Here is a 17140-nt window from a genome sequence, read left to right as displayed (position 1 = left end):
CCTGCGCGGCGCGGCTCAGTCCGCGAGCCGCTCGGCCAGGAAATCCAGGAACGAGGTGATGCGCGCCGACAGCTGCGTATTGCGGTAGTAGACCGCGTTGACCGGCTGGCGCACGTCGACCGTGTCCCTGGCCAGCACCTGCACCAGCGCGCCGCTCGCGCGGTCGGCCGCGGTCATGAAGTCCGACAGGCACACCATGCCCACGCCGGCCAGCGCGAGCTGGCGCAGGGTCTCGCCGCTCGAGGCCGCGAGGCCGGGCACGATCTGCCATTCGTCGCCATGCGGGCCGCGCAGCGGCCAGCGGTTGAGCGACTCGGGCTGGGTGAAGCCCAGCAGCGCGTGCGTGGCGAGCTCCTCCACCTTGCGCGGCCGGCCATGGGCCTCGAGGTAGGCCGGGCTCGCGAGCACGCGCAGCCGGTGCGTGCCCAGCGGGCGCGCATGCAGCGTGGAGTCGCGCAGCGGGCCGATGCGGATCGCGATGTCGGTGCGGCGCTCCAGCAGGTCGATCGGCAGGTCGTCGGTGTCGAGCTCGAGCTCGATCTGCGGATAGCGGCGGCGGAACTCGGCCACCAGCGGCACCACCGCATGCAGCATGTAGGGCGAGGCGGCATTCACGCGCAGCCGGCCCGCGGGCTGCTCGCGGCGCGAGGCCATCTGCTCCTCGGCCTCGTCGATGGCGTCGAGGATGGCGCGGGTGCGCTGCAGGAAGGCCGCGCCTTCCTCGGTCAGCTCGAGCCGCCGGGTGGTGCGGCGCAGCAGCGTGGTGGCCAGCTTCTGCTCGAGCCGGCTCAGCGCGCGGCTCACGCCCGAGACCGTCTGCGAGAGCTGCTCGGCCGCGGCCGTGATCGAGCCGGTGTCGACCACGGTGCGGAAGGCCAGCAGTTCCTCGATCGTGGTCTTCATGGGCGCTCGCTCAGTGCGCGGCCTGGGCCTCGGCCTCGGTAGGCAGCGGCACCTCGATGCGCGGCACCAGCGCGGCCAGCGCCTCGCCGTCGGTGCGGTAGCTGAACAGCAGCGGCCCCGGCGCCAGCAGGCCGGCGCGTTCCAGCACCTGCATCGCGGGCAGCTTGAGGCCGCTCAGGTGCAGCCGCACGCCGCGCGACTCGAGCATGCGGCGGATCGAGCCGAACACCTCGGCGCCCGTGATGTCGATGCGGTTGATCGGCTGGGCGAACAGGCACACGTCGGTGAGGTCGGGCCGGTCGGCCAGCGCCACCGTGAGCGCGCGCTCGAGCGTGGAGGCCGAGGCGAAGTCGAGTTCGGCGTCCATGCGCAGCGCATGCAGGTGCGGCGCCAGCGGCGGCAGCTTCCACAGGTGGCGGTCGCGCAGGCTGCCGTCGGGATGCAGGCCGACCTCGATGATGCGCGGATGCAGGTGGCGGTACATGTAGTTCGCCAGGCTCGCGAGCAGGCCGCCGAGCACGCCCCAGTAGATGCTGGGTGCGGTCGCGATGGTGAGCACGAAGGTGCCGATGGCGATGCCGGCCTCGAGCCGCGAGATGCGCCACAGCGCCGTGAAGCTCGAGGGCTTGACCAGCCCGAGGATGGCCGTCACCACCACCGAGGCCAGCACCGCCTGCGGCACGTGGTAGAGCAGCGGCATCAGCCACAGCAGCGCGCCGGCCACGACGACCACGCTGAACAGCGTGGCCCAGCCGGTCTGCGCGCCGGCGTAGAGCGTGATCGCCGAGCGCGAGAACGAGGAACTGGTGGGAAAGGCGCCCGTGAAGCCCGAGGCCAGCTTGGCCAGGCCCTGGCCGATCAGGTCCTGGTTCTCGTTCCACAGCGTGCCGGCGCGCGCGTTGTCGACCTTGGCACTCGAGGCGGTCTCGAGGAAGCTCACCAGCGTGATCATCAGCGCCGGCAGCACCAGCGCGCTGAAGGTGCTGGCCGGCAACAGGCCGGGCCAGTAGAAATCGGGCAGGCCCGAGGGCAGGCTGCCGACCACCGCGCCGCCGCGCAGCGCATAGCTGATGCCCCAGCTCAGCGCGGCCGCGCCGGCCACCAGCGCCATGGTGGTGGGAAAGCGCGGCACGAAGCGCTTGCCCAGCCACAGCACGGCGATGCCGCCGAGGCCGAAGGCGATGGCCGTGAGGTCGGGCAGCGGGCCGTCGCCGCGCAGCACCTGCGGGATGGTGCGCCCGGTGAAGCCCAGCAGCGCCGGCAGCTGCGAGATCGCGATCAGCACCGCCGCGCCCTGCGTGAAGCCGATCAGCACCGGCGAGTTCACCAGCCGCAGCATCCAGCCGAAGCCGCCCGCGCCCAGCACGATCTGGATCGCGCCCGACATCAGCGTGAGCCACACCGCCATCGCCACCCATTCGGGGCTGCCGGCCACCGCCAGCGGCGCGAGCGAGGCGCCCACGAGCAGGCTGGTGAGCGCGGTCGGACCGACCGACAGCCGTTGCGAGGAACTGAACATCACGGCGATCAGCGCCGGGAACAGCGCCGCGTAGACGCCGGTGACCAGTGGCATGCCCGCGAGCGCCGCATAGGCCACGCCCTGCGGGATCACCATCAGCGCGACCGTGATGCCGGCCATCGCCTCGCCGCGCAGCAGGGCGGCGGAGGGGCGGGGCCAGCCCAGACAGGGAACCCAGCGCGCCAGGCGCTGGCGCAGGGACGGGGAAGAAGCGGAGGTGGCGGGTGGCGGCGTCATGGAAAGCGGTCTGTCGCGCACGCGGGGCGTGGGCGGACGCGGCACGGGAACGAAGGGAAGAGGAAAAATGCCGCGACCGTGCGATGTTAGTGCGCCGCGCGGTGCCGGCGCAGCACGGTTTACCCCGGCATCGCCGCTGCCGGGGCCCCGGGCCTCAGAGCAGCTTGGTCGCGTTCTTCAGCACGTAGTCGCAGCCCTTTTCCTTCACCTTCGAGGTCAGCAGCTTGAAGTTGAGCGTCTGGCCGTCGCCGCCCTTGAGCAGGCCCTTGGCGCCGTTCGCGAAGCCGGTCTGCTGCTGCTTCTGGCCGGTGATCCTGGCCAGCAGCTTGTCCTTGACCGAGGCCGCGTCGCCGCCGCCCAGGTAGTTGTTCTTGATGCAGTACTGCAGCACGCCGGCCGCGTTGCCCATGGTGTTGTTGCCGATCGCGGGCATCGAGAAGCCGAGGTTCTCGGCCAGCCCGGCGGTCGCGCCGCCGCTGCTGCCACCGTTGCTGCCGGCGCTGGCCGCGCCGCCGCCCATCTGGTTCTTGAGTTGGTCGAGCAGCTTCGATTCGGCGCTGGCCGAGACGCCGGCCGCGAGCAGGGCGAGCGCGATCAGGGTGGAACGGAACTTCATGGCGACCTCCTTGGTGCGAATGGATATGCGGGCACAGCATACGCCGCCCCGGTGGCGAAAGGAGGTCGCCGCGCGGACCGGCTCAGCGCGTGCGCGCCGGGCGCTTGGGCAGCAGCGGCTCGCTCACGCCCGCGACGCCGACCAGGCCGAGCACGGTCACCAGCGAGTTCTGCGCGCCCTTCCAGCCGTCGGTCACGTCGATCCACTCGCTGAGCGCGTGGAAGCCGCCGGTCTTGCCGCCGCCGCCGATGATGATCGCGGGGATGCCCAGCGAGATCGGCACGTTGGCGTCGGTGCTGCCGCCGCGCAGCAAGGTCTTGTGGCCGAAGGCCGCGTTGGCGCGCGTGGCGGCCTCGACGATCACCGAATCCGGTGGGGTGCGGCCACCGGGGCGGTCGCCGATCAGCTTGGTGCTCACGCTCAGCGTGTTCACGTTCCAGCGCTTGTTCTCCTCGGCCACGGCTTCGTCGAGCGTGGCGAGGATCTTCTTCTCGGCCTCGAGCAGCGAGGCCATGTCGTCCGAGCGGATGTCGATCGCCATGCGCGCATCGGGCGCGATGGTGTTGACCGAGGTGCCGCCGCCGACCGTGCCGACCGTGAAGGTGGTCTTGGGAAAGCTGGGCGTGCGCACCTCGGCGATCTTGGCGATGGCGCGGCCCATGCCGTGGATCGCGCTGGGCACCTGGCCGAAGGCGCCGAAGCTGTGGCCGCCCGGGCCCTTGAAGCTCACTTCGTAGCGATGGCTCGCGGTGCCCAGCACCAGCACGTTGCCGTCGGGCGAGGGCTCGAGGCCGACCATGCCGTCGATGTCGAGGTGGTCGCGGAAGATCGCCTTCATGCCGCGCAGGTTGCCGAGTTCCTCCTCGCCGACATTGCCGACGAACAGCAGGTCGCCGCGGGTCTGGATCTTGTTGTCGTTGAGCACCTTGAGCCACGACAGCAGCACCGACAGGCCGCGCGTGTCGTCGGAGATGCCCGGGGCGAACAGCTTGCCCTCGCGCTCCTTCACTTTCACGTCGGTGCCGGCCGGGAACACGGTGTCGAGGTGGGCCGAGATCAGCAGCTTCGGACCGTGGCCCGTGCCCTTGCGCAGGCCGACCACATTGCCTTCGGCATCGATCTTCGCGTCGGCCAGGCCCAGTGCCTTCATGCGCGCGAGGAAGGCTTCGGCGCGCTTCTGTTCCTTGAACGGCGGCGCCTCGATCTCGGTCAGCAGCTTCAGGTCTTCCACCGAGCGCTCGTGGTCGGCCTTCACCGCGTCGAGCAGCTTCTGGACCGTGGGCGCGGCCATCAGTTGCGTGTAGGCCTTCTCGACCTCCGGGCTCACCTGGGCCGGCGTGGGCGCCACCGCCGCGCTCTGCGCATGGGCGAGCGGGGCGGTGCCGAACACCGCGAGGGCGAGGGCGAGCGGGGCGAGGCGGAGGGAAGAGGGCGCGAGACGGGGCATGCGGTAGTCCGGGAGTGAAGGATCCTGTTGAAAGAAAAACCGTCGTTCGACGGAACCGGAGGGATTCGAAGCCTCGACGATGGCATCACCGGTTCGCCGGGGACGAAGCGTCGGCGATTCTTCCTTTCAGTCGGCTGTCGTGCTGGGGTTTAATCTTCGACTCCGTCAGTTTTTCTAACGAACACCATGCGACGTCACATTCCGAGCACGCGCGCGCTGCTGGTCTTCGACGCGGTCGCGCGCCAGCACGGCGTGAGCCGCGCCGCCGAGGAGCTGTGCCTCACGCACAGCGCCGTGAGCCAGCAGCTGCGGCTGCTCGAAAGCCAGATCGGCGTGCGGCTGGTGCAGCGTTCCGCGCGCGGCACCACGCTGACCGAGGCCGGCCGGCGCTACCACGGCCAGATCTCGGGCGACCTGATCCGGCTGCAGGACCACACGCTCGAGGCGATGGCGCGGCGCACCGACGGCCTGCGGCTGATCGTGGGCGCGGTGCCGGTGCTGGCCGAGGGCTGGCTGCTGCCGCGGCTGCCCGGCTTCACGGCGCTGCAGCCGGGCTGCAGCCTGCACCTGCAGGTCTTCCCGACGCTGCGCTACATGGAGGACCTGCCCTTCGACGTCGGCGTGCAGTACGACGACGCGGTCTGGCCCGGCGCCCACACGCAGCCGCTGATGGCCGAGGCCTGCGTGGCGGTGTGCGCACCCGGCGCCCGCGGCCGCGCCGAGATGGCGCGCGGCGATTTCCGCGCGGCGCCATTGCTGCAGCTGCGCAGCCGGCTCGGTGCCTGGGAGGAGTGGTTCGCGCAGGCGCCCACCGCGATGCAGCCGCCCGAGAACCTGATCGCCGGCCATCGCTTCGACCTGTTCTCGATGCTGGTCGAGGCGGTGCGGGCCGACCTCGGCGTGGGGCTGGTGCCGCGCTACTACGTCGAGCGCGCGCTGCGCTCGGGCGAACTGGCGTTGGCCTGCGAACACGAGGCGCCCTCGCGCCGCGGCTACAGCGTGTTCGTGCCGCCGCAGCGTGCGGCCGATCCGCTGGTGCAGGCCTTCATCGACTGGGTCTGCGAACTGCCGACCGCTTGAGGTCGACGCGATTCAGGCGCGGCGGAACAGCAGCACCGAGTTCGTGCCGCCGAAGGCGAAGGAGTTGCTGATCGCCGCCTCGAGCGCGGGCGCGTCGGCATCGCCGGCGGCCACGAGGTTCAGCGCGCAGTCGGGATCGGCCTGGCCGCCGTTCACGTTGGGCGGCAGCCGGCGTTCGCGCAGCGCGAGGATGGTGATGACCGCCTCGAGCGCGCCGGCGCCGCCGAGCAGGTGGCCATGCAGCGCCTTGGTCGAGCTGGTGCGCAGGCCGTCGAGATCGTCGCCCCAGACCGCGGCCAGCGCATTGCGCTCCACCGCGTCGCCGATGCGGGTGGCGGTGCCGTGCGCGTTGCAGTAGCCCACGTCGCGCGGCGCCAGGCCGGCCTGGCGCAGGGCCGAGCGCAATGCGCGCGCCTGACCGGGCGCGTCGGGCTTGGTGAGATGGGTGGCGTCGCTGCTCAGGCCCCAGCCGGCGAGCAGCGCATGGATGCGCGCGCCGCGCCGGCGTGCGCGCTCGGCCGATTCGAGCACCACGAAGGCCGCGCCCTCGCCGAGCGCGAAGCCGCTGCGGTCGGCCGCGAAGGGCTTGACGGCCTGCGCCGCCTCGCCGGGCTGGAAGCCGGCCAGCGTCATCATGGCCTGCCAGGCCAGCACCACGCCGGGCACGATCAGCGCTTCGCTGCCGCCCGCGATGGCCAGGTCGACCTCGCCGCGCTGGATCGCCTTGGCGGCCTCGGCGATCGCCACCGACGACGAAGCGCAGGCCACCGAGTAGGTGAGCACCGGGCCCTGCACGCCCTGGCGCATCGACACATGGGCCGCCGGCGCATTGGGCATGAAGGCCGGAATGGTGAGCGGCGACACGCGGCCGTTGCCGCGGTAGGCGGCCTCGAGCGCCGCCGCGCCGCCCATGCCGCAGCCGCCGTAGACGCCCACGCGCTCGGCATCGAGGCCGCTGTCGGCGAGGGCGGGAATGCCGGCATCGCGCATCGCGAGGTCGGCGGCGGCCACCGCGAGCTGGCTCACGCGGTCGACGCCCGCGAGCTGCAGCTTGGTGAACCAGCGGCTCTCGTCGAAGGCGACGGTGGCGGCGGCGGCCGGCTTGGGGAGTTCGGGAAACACGGGCGCGATGGCCGAGCGGCCCTGCAGCAGGGCCTCGAACAAGGTGTCGGGATGGTCGCCGTGCGGGGCGACGACGCCCAGCCCGGTGACGGCGACCTCCGAAGGCGTGTTCACGCTGGCTTGGCGGCGCGGACCTTGTCGACCAGCACGGCCAGTTCGGCCAGCGTGTCGATGTTGGCGTCCTCGTCGGGCATGGTGATGCCGAAGTGGTCTTCGATGGCGAACAGGAATTCGGCCAGCGCCAGCGAATCGAGGCCGCCTTTCTCCCGCATGGAGGCATGGGGGTCGAGGGTCGACGGTTCGATGCCGTACTTCTCTTGGATCAGGTCCTGCAATTCCTTCAGCGAACTCATCGTGCGATGCCTGTGGTCTCTCTTGCCAGCCGCTGATCGATTGCAATCGATCCCTTCCTCGCTCGGCGTATGTCTAGGGTCGGTGAGCGCCAATGATATCCGCTCCCACCGCAGGGACATGCCGGCCGGAAGGGGGAGTCAGCGTGCTCGGTAACCCGGACGCCAGCGCAGCGAGGGCAGCGCGAAGGCCAGCCCGAGCAGCGCGCCGGCCAGTGCATCGAGCGCCACGTGCTGCTTGACCGCCAGCGTCGACCAGGCGATGGCCGCGAACCAGAGCCAGTTCAAGAGCCGCGGCCACAGCGGGGTGCGGGCCTCGCGCAGCACGTGCTCGAGCCGCACCGCGGTGAAGATCGCCACCGCCACGTGCATCGACGGGCAGGCGTTGCCGGCCGCGTCCACGCCCTGCAGCATCTCGAAGCCCGGATAGCCCGAAACGTCGATGGCCAGAGGAGGTATCTGCGTCGGCCACAGGTAGAACAGGCCCAGCCCGGTGAGGCACAGCCCGCCGACCCAGAAGCCGTAGGCCAGCAGCTCGCGGAAGTTCGGCTGCAGCCCGGGCGCCACGCCCACGTAGAGCCACAGCGACAGGTAGGCACCCAGGAAGTGGGGCTGGAACGGGACCAGCGCGTCGAGCGCGGTCAGCGGCATCACCGTGACCGGAAAGGCCGGGTTGCGCAGCAGGTGGAAGTAGCCGATGAAGAACAGCCAGGTGAAGACCGTGGTGCCGACCGCCTTCAGCAGGAACAGGCTGCGCACGCGGCGCCCGATCTCGGCGCCCCAGGTGGGCGTGGCCGGTGCGGCGGGCAGGGGCAGGGGGAGGGGGCGGTTCATGGCGGGCTGGCGGCCGATCTTGCCAGAGCCCCATGACCGGGCGCTGCAAAGCACCTCAGGCGTGCGCGGACGAGGGACCGCGCTTGCGGTGCTGGAACGAGGTCGGCGAACGCCCGGTGGCGGCCTTGAACATGGCGCAGAAGGCGCTGTCGGTGGCATAGCCGCTGGCGGCCGCCACCTGGCTCACGGCCATGCCGCGCGCCAGCAGCGGCAGTGCATGCGCCATCACCGCCTGCTGGCGCCACTGCTGCCAGCTCATGCCGAGCTGGTCGCGGAACATGCGCGCCACCGTGCGTTCGCTGGCGCCGATGCTGGCGGCGCGTTCGGCCAGGGTGGCGCGGTCGGCCGGATTGCGCAGCAGCGCCTCGCAGAGCTGGCGCAGCCGCTTGTCGGCGGGCAGCGGCACGTCGATGCGGATCTGCGTGGCGCGCTCGAGCTCGTCGACCAGGAGCGGCGCGATCATGCGTTCGCGCTGCGGCGCATGCGCGTCGGTGGGCGGCAGGCCGTCGGGCGTGGTGTCCAGCGCCAGCATCAGCGCGCGCAGCAGCGGGCTGATCTCGAGCACCTCGCATTTCTCCCAGGCCGGGCCCAGCCAGGCATGCAGGTAGATGGTGCGCAGCTCGGCGTCCTCGATCAGCATGATGCTGTGCGGCATGTCGGCCGGCACCCAGACCGCGCGCGAGGGCGGCACGATGTAGCTGCCGTCCTGGGTGTTGAGGCGGATCACGCCGCGGGTCGAGAAGGTCAGCTGCGGCCACGGGTGCTGGTGCAGCTCGACGAAGGTGTCGGCGCTCAGGAAGTGTTCCTTGGCACGCAGCGGCCGCACCGCGTCGGGCGCGTACAGGTGCGGCGTGAGCGAGGCCACGCTGGTGACCGGCGCGGGCACCGGGGCCGCGCGCGGCTTGTCGGGTCGCGGAACGCCGTCCGCAGGGGTGGGGGGCTCGCTTGGCATGGTTTCGACAAATGTTGTCGCGGTATCGCCATTCTGCCGTCGAGCCCGGACATAGCATCGGGGCTTGCCCCGGTTTTTTGTAGCAATCCATGTCTTCCTCCGCCTCGACCACTCCCAACGCCACCCCCCCGACCACCCTGCGCAACGACGCCCAACTGATCGGCCTGGTCGGGCTGGCGCATGCGATCAGCCACTTCAGCCAGCTGATCCTGGCGCCGCTGTTCCCCTGGCTCAAGGACGCCTTCGGCGTGAGCTACACCGAGCTGGGCGCGGTGCTGACCGTGTTCTTCGTGGTCTCGTGCATCGTGCAGGCCGCCTCGGGCTTCATCGTCGACAAGCTGGGCCCGCGGCCGGTGCTGTTCGTCGGGCTGGGCGCGCTGGGCCTGGCCGCCTTCGGCTACGCGCTGGCGCAGAGCTACTGGATGCTGCTGCTGTGCGCCGTGGTCGGCGGCATCGGCAACGGCGTGTTCCACCCGGTCGACTACACGCTGTTCAACCGCAAGGTCGCGCCCACGCGGCTGGGCCATGCCTACAGCGTGCACGGCATCACCGGCAGCCTGGGCTGGGCGCTGGCGCCGGCCTTCGTGGTGCCGATCGCCATCGCCACCTCGTGGCGCGTGGCGCTGGCCTCGGCCGGCGTGCTCGCGATCGTGGTGCTGCTGGTGCTGTGGGTCTACCGCCGCGTGCTCGACCTCGACGTGAAGGCCGTGCACAAGGCCACCGGCCAGGGCGAGGCCGCGGTGGGCGGGCAGTTCGACTTCCTGCGCATCCCGGCCGTGTGGATGTGCTTCGGTTTCTTCTTCTTCTATGCGGCCGTGATCAGCGTGGTCCAGACCTTCGCGCCGGTCGCGGCCGGCCACCTGCACGCGGTGCCGGTCGGCATCGTGGCGGTGTGCCTCACGGTCTACATGGTGGCGAGCTCGGCCGGCATGGTGGCGGGCGGCTTCCTGGCCTCCGATCCCTCGCGCTGCGAGCGCATCGTGGGCCTGGGCTTCGGCATCGCCGCCGCGCTGGCCTTGGTGCTGGCCTTCGCCGACTTCCCGCCGCTGGTGGTGCCGGTGCTGTTCGGCGCCATGGGCTTCGTCTCGGGCGTGGCCGGTCCCTCGCGCGACCTGCTGGTCAAGCGCTCGACGCCGCCCAATGCCACCGGCCGCGTCTATGGCGTGGTCTATGCCGGCCTCGACATCGGGCAGGCCGTGGCGCCGCTGATCTTCGGCCGCCTGATGGACCATGGCCAGTACGTGGCCGTGATCGTGGGCCTGGCGCTGGTGCAGGGCGTGCTGATCGCGAGCGCCTTCAACGTGACGCGCGTGCGCCGCACGGCGCTGGTGCCGGCCTCGGTCTGAGTCCCTGCGCTCGCAGGGGGCGGCCGATATCATCGGCCGCATGCAGGCCTTGTATCTCTATGTGATCGTCGGCGCGGTGCTGGCGGGATTCGTGCAGGGCCTGTCCGGCTTTGCGTTCAGCATGGTGTCGATGTCGGTCTGGGCCTGGACCCTCGACCCGCAGCTCGCGGCCATCCTCGCGCTGTTCGGCGGCATGACCGGGCAGCTGATCACCGCCTTCAGCGTGCGCCGCCGCTTCGACCGCCAGCTGCTGTGGCCCTTCGTCGCCGGCGGCCTCGCGGGCATTCCCTTCGGCGTCTGGCTGCTGCCGCACCTGGACGTCGAGCTGTTCAAGGTCTGCCTCGGCGTGGTACTGGTGCTGTGGTGCCCCGCGATGCTGATGTCGCAGCGGCTGCCGCGCGTGCGCTTCGGCGGCCGGGTGGCCGACGGCGTGGCCGGTGCCATCGGCGGCGCCATGGCCGGCATCGGCGGCTTCTCGGGCGTGGTGCCCACGCTGTGGTGCACCCTGCGCGGCTTCGAGCGCGACACCCAGCGCGCGGTGATCCAGAACTTCAACCTCACGATGCTGGTGGTGGCCTTCTCGCTGCACGTGGCGCGCGGCGGCGTCGCCGTGTCGACGATCCCGCTGCTGGGCCTGGTCGCGGTGGCCGTGTTCGTGCCGGTGCGGCTCGGCGCGCGGCTGTACATCGGCATCAGCGAGGCCACCTTCCGCAAGATCGTGCTGAGCCTGCTGACGGCCTCGGGCGTGGCGATGCTGGCCTCGGCGCTGCCGGTGCTGCTGCGGCGCTGAAGAAGAGAGAGAGAGAGAGAGAGAAAAGTCGCGGAACCTTCGCGCGAGGCCCGCCTCCAAACCGGCCCGGGGCCTTTCAGGGCCCTTTCGTTTTTTCCGGAGCGTCCCCCCGAAATGCGCCTTTGAGCCTTCCTTGATCGCCGCGATGCATGACCACCGTGCATCGCCTTGCCAACGATTCATCGGAGGGCCGGCATGGCTCATCGCACGCACGCACCGCGCCCGGGTTCAGGGCCGGACGCTTCCTTTTCTCTTTCCGCCACCGCGAGCTTCGAGCTGCGCCACGCCAGCCTCGCGCTGCCGGGCGGGCACCTGTTGTTCGACGATCTCTGCGAGACCTTCCAGCCCGGGCGCATCGGGCTGGTCGGGCGCAATGGCGCCGGCAAGTCGATGCTGCTCGACCTGCTCGCGGGCCGGCGCGAACCCACCGCGGGCGCGATCGTGCGGCCGTCGCGCTGCGTGCACGTGGCGCAGAACGCCGGCGCCGCGCCGGATGCGGACTTGGCCGCGCTCGCGGGCCTCGCACGCCCTTTCGCCGCGCTCGCGCGCATCGAGGCCGGGCAGGGCACGCCCACCGACTTCGACGATTCCGAGGGCTGCTGGGACCTGCCCGCGCGCTTCGCGGCCGCGCTCGCCGACGCGGGCCTGCCTTTCGCCATCGACCGCCGCGCCGACAGCCTGAGCGGCGGCGAGCGCACCCGCGTCGCGCTGGCCGGTGCCTTTCTCTCGGGCGCCGATGCGCTGCTGCTCGACGAGCCCAGCAACCATCTCGATGCCGATGCGCGGCGCTGGCTGCGCGAGCGGCTCGCGGCCTGGCGCGGCGTGGTGGTGGTCGCGAGCCACGACCGCGAACTGCTCGAGGGCATGGACCGCATCGTCGAGATCACGCCGGCCGGCGGCCTGCGCGGCTGCACCGGTGGCTGGCAGGCCTACAGCGACTGGCGCGAGCGCGAGGCCGATGCCGCGCAGGCCCGGCTCGCGCATGCGCGCAACGAGCGCGACGCCGCCTTGCGCGAACTGCGCCGGCAGCACGACGCGCAGCAGCGCCGTGTTGCACGCGGCGCCGCCTGGGCGCGCGATGCCAATCTAGGCGGGCTCTACCTGGGCCGCCTCCAGGGCAATGCCGAGGCCCACGCGGGACGCGAGCACGAGCGGCAACGCGAGCGTCGCGCGGTGCTCGATGCCGCCGTGCGCGAGGCGGCCGCCGGCGTGGCGCCACCGTCGGCCATCGCGCTCGCATTGCCGGGCTCGATGGTTCCCGCCGGGCGCCGCGTGCTGTGGCTCGAGGGCGCGGTGCCCGCGCAGCCGGCCGGGGCGAAGCCGCTGGACCTGTGCCTGCAGGGCCCCGTGCGCATCGGCATCGGCGGCCCCAATGGCTGCGGCAAGACCAGCCTGCTGCGCATGCTCGCGGGACAGCAGGCGCCGATCGCCGGGCGTTGCGAAGCACCGCTGCGCTCGGCATGGCTCGATCAGGATGGCGGTGCCGCGATGCCGCCCGATCGGTCGTTGCTGCAGCAGCTCGACGCGCTGCATTCGCCGCTGCCCGAAGGCGAACTGCGCACCCGGCTCGCACTGCTGGGGCTCGGTGCGGCCGAAGTGCTGCGGCCGCTCGCGCAACTGAGCGGCGGCGAACGGCTCAAGGCCGCGCTGGCCTGCGCGCTGTGGCGCGGCGAGCCGGCCGAGATGCTGTTGTTCGACGAGCCCACGAACCATCTCGACATCGCCTCGGTGCTCGCGCTCGAGCAGGCGCTCAAAGGCTTTCCGGGCGTGCTCGTCGTGGCCTCGCACGATGCGCGCTTCCTCGACGCGCTCGCACTGACCCATCGGCTGGCGTCCAGCGACAACGGCTGGACGCTGCGCGAGGCGGACGGCCCTTAGGCCGCAGGCAGGATCTCGCGCACCCGCTCCCAGGGCCGGCACATCAGCGTGCCGCGCGGCGACACCACGATCGGGCGCTGCAGCAGGATCGGGTGCTCGACGATGAAGCCGAGGATCTGGTCGTCGCTCCACTTCGGGTCGTCGAGATTCAGCGCGGCGTACGGTTCTTCCTTGGTGCGCAGCAGTTCGCGCGCCTTCAGGCCCATCGCGTCGGCGAGCTCGCGCAGCTTCTTCTTCGACGGCGGCGTCTTCAGGTATTCGACGATCTCGGGCTCCACGCCGCTTTCGCGGATCAACGACAGCACGTTGCGCGAGGTGCTGCAGTTGGGCTTGTGGTAGATCGTCATCGGGTAGTCGGTGGTGGCTTCTTTGCGGGTCATGGCGCGATTATCGGAAGCCGCGGACCGCCGGGCGTCACTCGCCGCGTTCCCAGCCCGGCGCGAACGGAAAGCGCTCGGCCCAGAACGCGGCCAGCCGCGGTTCGGCGTCGACGCGCTTCACCACCTCGGCCATGCGCGGCGCCTCGCGGTAGAAGCGTTCGCGGCAGGGTGTCCAGCGCGACATCACGGCCACGTAGAGGTCGAGCATGCCGATGCGCTCGCCGAGCAGGTAGGACGAGGGCTCGGCGATCTGCGTGTCCATCAGGTGCCAGCAATGGGCCACGCGCTCGGCCGAGCGCTCGAGCATCGCGGGCTGCGCCGCCTTGTCGGGCACCAGGCGCGCGGGATCGTCGCGCACCCAGAACATCGAATAGATGGCGGCCGGCAGGTAGACCATCCAGCGCAGGTACTGCGCGCGCAGCGCATCGCCGGGCGCGGGGCAGAGGCCGGCCTCGGGATGGCGGTCGCCGAGCCAGATCAGGATTGCCGCGCTCTCGGTCATCAGCTCGCCCGAGGGCAGCACCAGCGCCGGCACCTGGCGCATCGGGTTGAGGCCGGCGATGCGGTCGCGCTCGGCATCGCCTTCCCAGGTCGCGATGTCGACCGTGTCGACCTGGTCGCCGAGGCCGATCAGCGTGAGCGCCGCATGCACGGGCGTGGCGCCCGAGCCGGGCGCGCCGTAGAGCGTGTAGCGACCAGGCGCGGCGGAAGGTGGGGTGGTGGGGGATGACGGGGAGGCCATCCTCCCAGACTAGCGCGCCCGCGTTCAGGCCGCCAGCAGCGTTTCGACCTCTTGCAGACCTTTCAGCGTCTTGACGCAGGCCTCGGCCACCTCGGAACCCTTGACCGCGAAATGGCGGTGGAAGTACTTGCGGTGCTCCACGTGCTCGTGGAAGTGGTGCGGCGTGAGCACGGCCGAGAAGATCGGCACGTTGGTCTCGAGCTGCAGCGACATCAGCGTGCTGACCACCGTGCTGGCCACGAACTCATGGCGGTAGATGCCGCCGTCCACCACCAGCGCGCAGGCCACGATGCCGGCGTAGCGGCCCGACAGCGCGAGCCGCTTGGCATGCAGCGGGATCTCGAAGGCACCGGGCACGTCGAAGACGTCGATGCGATCGCGCGGCACGCCCAGGCGCTCCATCTCCTCGAGGAAGGCGTCGCGCGCCTGGTGGACGATGTCGGAATGCCACTGCGCCTCGACGAAGGCGATGCGCTGGCCGCGCGGCGCGTCCGTCGCGGCGATGGCGGAAAGGGGAAGGTCGTTGATCTGACTCATGGTGTGCCTCTTCAAAAGCAGGTTTCCTGAATCAGGGCGCACGAAACCACGGAGCAGACCGCACGCTCCATGGCAGAAGCGCGCGGGCCGGCCCGCATTTCGCGCTCTCTTTCATCCGGACTGTGACCGTCGGCCCCGGGATCGCACCGGGTCTGCTGACCCCGCGGCTCGTTGCAAGCCGCGGGCGCTCGCGGGCTCATGCAGTACCTTCTTTCGAAGAACACCGCCATCACCGCCGGTGGGGAATTGCACCCCGCCCTGAGAACGCTTGCCCCGGCTCGCACCGGGGCGAGGGCGATTCTAGGCAGGCGGCGCGCCCGGCCCTGTCGCGCACGGGCCAAGACCCCAGGCCGCCGGGGGTGGCCCGCGGCCGGCTCAGCGCGCCGCGAGGAACTCGGCCATGCGCCCGAGCTCGTCGTCGAGTGCCGCGCGGAAGGCCGCGCCGTGCGGCTTGCGGCCCTCGACGTAGCCGAAGGCGGGCTGGGGCCGTCCCTCGGGTGCGCTCACGTTGGCCCAGCCGATCACGCGGTCGTGCCACAGCAGCGGCAGCGCGTAGTAGCCGAACTGGCGCTGCGGCGCGGGCGTGTAGGCCTCGAACTTGTAGGTCCAGCCCCAGAGCAGCTCGAAGCGGCGGCGGTCCCACACCACGGGGTCGAAGGGCGCGAGCAGGCGCACCGCGTCGTCGGGCGCATGGCGGCGCGAGGCCGGGTTCTCGTCGGCCGGCCAGTACCAGGTGGTGCCGTCGATGCGCAGGCTCGCGAGCTCCTCGCGCGCGAGGCGCAGCGCGGCCTGGGTCTGTGCTGCCAGGTGCGGCGCGCCGTAGCCGAGCAGCCGCACCAGGTAGGTCAGGCTGCCGGCCGGCAGCGGCGCGTACTTGCGCACGATCAGTTCGATCAGCGCGGCGGCGCGGCGCGCGCGGCCGGCCGGGCTTTCGTCGGCCGGCGCATGCTCGACCGCCTCGTAGATGCGCGTGCCGCTGTCGCGCCGCACGACGCGCAGCAGGCCGCGGTAGTGCATGCCGTCGAGCAAATGCGTCGACGCATTGCCCGAGCCGCCCCAGTAGTTGCGCATGCGGCCGTGCGCGAAGTGCTGCTCGACCTCGCGCGGATGCACGCGGCCGCGCTCGCGCACGAAGGCCAGCACCTCGGCGGCCTTGCGCCGCGTCTCGGCGTCCCAGGGCTTGGCGGCCTCGCGCGGATGCATCAGCGCCAGGTGCTCGCGCGGCAGGAAGCCGTAGTTGACCAGGCAGTCCTCCTCGATCGCGAGCCGCGTGTAGCGGCGCTCTAGATCGCCTGCGCGGTAGTCGTTGACGCGGTGGCGCAGCGTCAGGTCCTGCGCGCGCGCCGGGGCGCGGATCGGATCGGCCTGCACGAAGCCGAGCTTCTTGATCGCGCCGGGGAGCGTGGTGGGCTTGAACAGGGTGCGCGCCACGGCGTAGCGGCGCAGGTCGTCGAGGCTGGGGGCGGGCATGGGCGCATTGCAGCACAGGCCGCCATGGCTTGCTCGCCCCGGGGCCGTGCTCAGACCGCGCTGCGATGCCGCTCGATGCAGACGTCGAGTGTCTCGGCCCCCGGCCGCTGCCACCAGTCGAGGTTCGAGAAGATCTCGACCTCGCTGAAGCCCGCGAAGCCGGCGTCTTCCACCCAGCCGCGGATCTTCTTCAGTTCGACCACGCCGTCGCCCATCATCCCGCGGTCGGACAGCAGGTCGCGCGTGGGCGTGAGCCAGTCGCAGACGTGGTACGCCAGCAGGCGCTCGCGGCCCGCGCGCGCGATCTGCTGCTGGAGCTTCGGGTCCCACCACACGTGGTAGATGTCAAGCGCCACGCCGAGCATGCCGCTCCTGCCGGCATCGAGCTCGTCGCAGAGGTCGAGCGCATGCTCCAGCGTGTTGATGCAGGCGCGGTCGGCCGCCTGCATGGGGTGCAGGGGCTCGATGGCCAGCGGCATGCCGACCTCGCGTGCGTACTCGAGCGAGGCCGCGATGCCGTCGCGCACCTCGCCACGTGCGCGGGCGATGTCACGGTAGGCGGCCTTACCGTCGAGCGCGCCGGGCAGCGCGCCGACCACCAGCACGAGGCAGGGCGCATCGAGCGTCTTGGCCTCGTCGATGGCGCGGCGGTTGTCGTCGAGCGCGGCCTTCAGGCCCGCAGCATCGGGCGCCGGGAAGAAGCCGCCGCGGCAGTAGCCCGAAAGCCCGATGCCGTGCGCCTTCAACTGCCGCGCGATCTTGTCGATGCCGACGGCCGCGATCTGGTCGCGCCAGGGGCTGATGGCGCGGATGCCGCGCTCGGCGCACTGGTCGACGATGCGGTCGAGCGGCGCCTCGACGCCCGACTGCTTGCGCACCGTGGCGGTGTTGATCGAGAGCCAGTCATGGTTCTGCGAGAAATCGCGCATGGACGGGC

Annotated in this window: 17 protein-coding genes and 1 riboswitch; of the genes, 4 read left to right on the top strand and 13 right to left on the bottom strand. The window is 71.4% G+C overall.

Going from position 1 to position 17140, the window contains the following annotated elements:
- Positions 1-15 precede the first annotated feature (15 nt).
- The 4 genes from BM109_RS11595 to BM109_RS11580 all read right to left on the bottom strand — a co-directional run bounded on the left by BM109_RS11595 (position 16) and on the right by BM109_RS11580 (position 4722).
- The gene (locus BM109_RS11595) at positions 16-903 is read right to left on the bottom strand and encodes a LysR family transcriptional regulator (RefSeq protein WP_093342940.1); all 888 of its coding nucleotides are present in this window, start codon (positions 901-903) and stop codon (positions 16-18) included.
- Between the two features lie 10 nt (positions 904-913).
- Entirely contained in the window at positions 914-2659 is a 1746-nt protein-coding gene (locus BM109_RS11590; protein WP_093342938.1) for a SulP family inorganic anion transporter, read from the bottom strand.
- Positions 2660-2813: 154 nt separating this feature from the next.
- The gene (locus BM109_RS11585) at positions 2814-3275 is read right to left on the bottom strand and encodes a DUF2501 domain-containing protein (protein ID WP_093342937.1); all 462 of its coding nucleotides are present in this window, start codon (positions 3273-3275) and stop codon (positions 2814-2816) included.
- 82 nt (positions 3276-3357) lie between these two features.
- Positions 3358-4722 (bottom strand): M20/M25/M40 family metallo-hydrolase, encoded by a 1365-nt coding sequence (locus BM109_RS11580; protein ID WP_093342935.1) that lies wholly within the window; start codon positions 4720-4722, stop codon positions 3358-3360.
- 186 nt (positions 4723-4908) lie between these two features.
- On the opposite strand from BM109_RS11580, the gene BM109_RS11575 reads away from it, so the two are divergent.
- Positions 4909-5802, top strand: coding sequence for a LysR substrate-binding domain-containing protein (locus BM109_RS11575; protein ID WP_093342933.1), 894 nt, complete (start codon positions 4909-4911; stop codon positions 5800-5802).
- Between the two features lie 12 nt (positions 5803-5814).
- On the opposite strand, the gene BM109_RS11570 is transcribed toward BM109_RS11575, so the two are convergent.
- The 4 genes from BM109_RS11570 to BM109_RS11555 all read right to left on the bottom strand — a co-directional run bounded on the left by BM109_RS11570 (position 5815) and on the right by BM109_RS11555 (position 9060).
- Complete coding sequence (locus tag BM109_RS11570; protein ID WP_093342932.1) at positions 5815-7038, bottom strand: beta-ketoacyl-[acyl-carrier-protein] synthase family protein; 1224 nt, start codon at positions 7036-7038, stop codon at positions 5815-5817.
- Entirely contained in the window at positions 7035-7277 is a 243-nt protein-coding gene (locus BM109_RS11565; RefSeq protein ID WP_057597863.1) for an acyl carrier protein, read from the bottom strand. The genes BM109_RS11570 and BM109_RS11565 overlap by 4 nt, the downstream gene beginning before the upstream one ends.
- Positions 7278-7415: 138 nt before the next feature.
- Positions 7416-8108 (bottom strand): phosphatase PAP2 family protein, encoded by a 693-nt coding sequence (locus BM109_RS11560; RefSeq protein WP_093342930.1) that lies wholly within the window; start codon positions 8106-8108, stop codon positions 7416-7418.
- A 55-nt stretch (positions 8109-8163) separates the two neighbouring features.
- Positions 8164-9060: an AraC family transcriptional regulator gene (locus BM109_RS11555; protein ID WP_256222509.1), complete on the bottom strand. Its 897-nt coding sequence runs from the start codon at positions 9058-9060 to the stop codon at positions 8164-8166.
- An 89-nt stretch (positions 9061-9149) separates the two neighbouring features.
- On the opposite strand from BM109_RS11555, the gene BM109_RS11550 reads away from it, so the two are divergent.
- The 3 genes from BM109_RS11550 to BM109_RS11540 all read left to right on the top strand — a co-directional run bounded on the left by BM109_RS11550 (position 9150) and on the right by BM109_RS11540 (position 13074).
- A complete protein-coding gene (locus BM109_RS11550; protein ID WP_093342927.1) occupies positions 9150-10406 on the top strand; it encodes an MFS transporter in 1257 nt (418 codons plus the stop codon).
- A gap of 40 nt (positions 10407-10446) precedes the next feature.
- Positions 10447-11196: a sulfite exporter TauE/SafE family protein gene (locus BM109_RS11545; RefSeq protein WP_093342926.1), complete on the top strand. Its 750-nt coding sequence runs from the start codon at positions 10447-10449 to the stop codon at positions 11194-11196.
- A gap of 195 nt (positions 11197-11391) precedes the next feature.
- Complete coding sequence (locus BM109_RS11540) at positions 11392-13074, top strand: ATP-binding cassette domain-containing protein (RefSeq protein WP_093342924.1); 1683 nt, start codon at positions 11392-11394, stop codon at positions 13072-13074.
- Here BM109_RS11540 and arsC read toward each other — a convergent pair.
- The 5 genes from arsC to BM109_RS11515 form a co-directional block, all read right to left on the bottom strand.
- Entirely contained in the window at positions 13071-13454 is a 384-nt protein-coding gene (gene arsC / locus BM109_RS11535; RefSeq protein ID WP_093342923.1) for an arsenate reductase (glutaredoxin), read from the bottom strand. The two genes, BM109_RS11540 and arsC, sit on opposite strands and share 4 nt — an antisense overlap.
- Before the next feature lie 34 nt (positions 13455-13488).
- Positions 13489-14196, bottom strand: coding sequence for a glutathione S-transferase family protein (locus tag BM109_RS11530; RefSeq protein WP_093342921.1), 708 nt, complete (start codon positions 14194-14196; stop codon positions 13489-13491).
- A 24-nt stretch (positions 14197-14220) separates the two neighbouring features.
- The gene (locus BM109_RS11525) at positions 14221-14733 is read right to left on the bottom strand and encodes a 6,7-dimethyl-8-ribityllumazine synthase (RefSeq protein WP_093342920.1); all 513 of its coding nucleotides are present in this window, start codon (positions 14731-14733) and stop codon (positions 14221-14223) included.
- A 99-nt stretch (positions 14734-14832) separates the two neighbouring features.
- Positions 14833-15003, bottom strand: a riboswitch (FMN riboswitch).
- A gap of 105 nt (positions 15004-15108) precedes the next feature.
- Positions 15109-16203, bottom strand: a complete 1095-nt coding sequence (locus tag BM109_RS11520; protein WP_093342918.1) for a DNA glycosylase AlkZ-like family protein — start codon at positions 16201-16203, stop codon at positions 15109-15111.
- 50 nt (positions 16204-16253) lie between these two features.
- Positions 16254-17132, bottom strand: a complete 879-nt coding sequence (locus tag BM109_RS11515; RefSeq protein ID WP_093342917.1) for a sugar phosphate isomerase/epimerase family protein — start codon at positions 17130-17132, stop codon at positions 16254-16256.
- Positions 17133-17140: the final 8 nt, after the last annotated feature.

Origin of the sequence: Variovorax sp. PDC80 (assembly GCF_900115375.1) — a bacterium.
In the GTDB taxonomy this organism is placed as follows: domain Bacteria; phylum Pseudomonadota; class Gammaproteobacteria; order Burkholderiales; family Burkholderiaceae_C; genus Variovorax.
The sequence above is the reverse complement of the archived record's forward strand: the minus strand, read 5'-3'. Positions and strand labels throughout refer to the sequence as shown.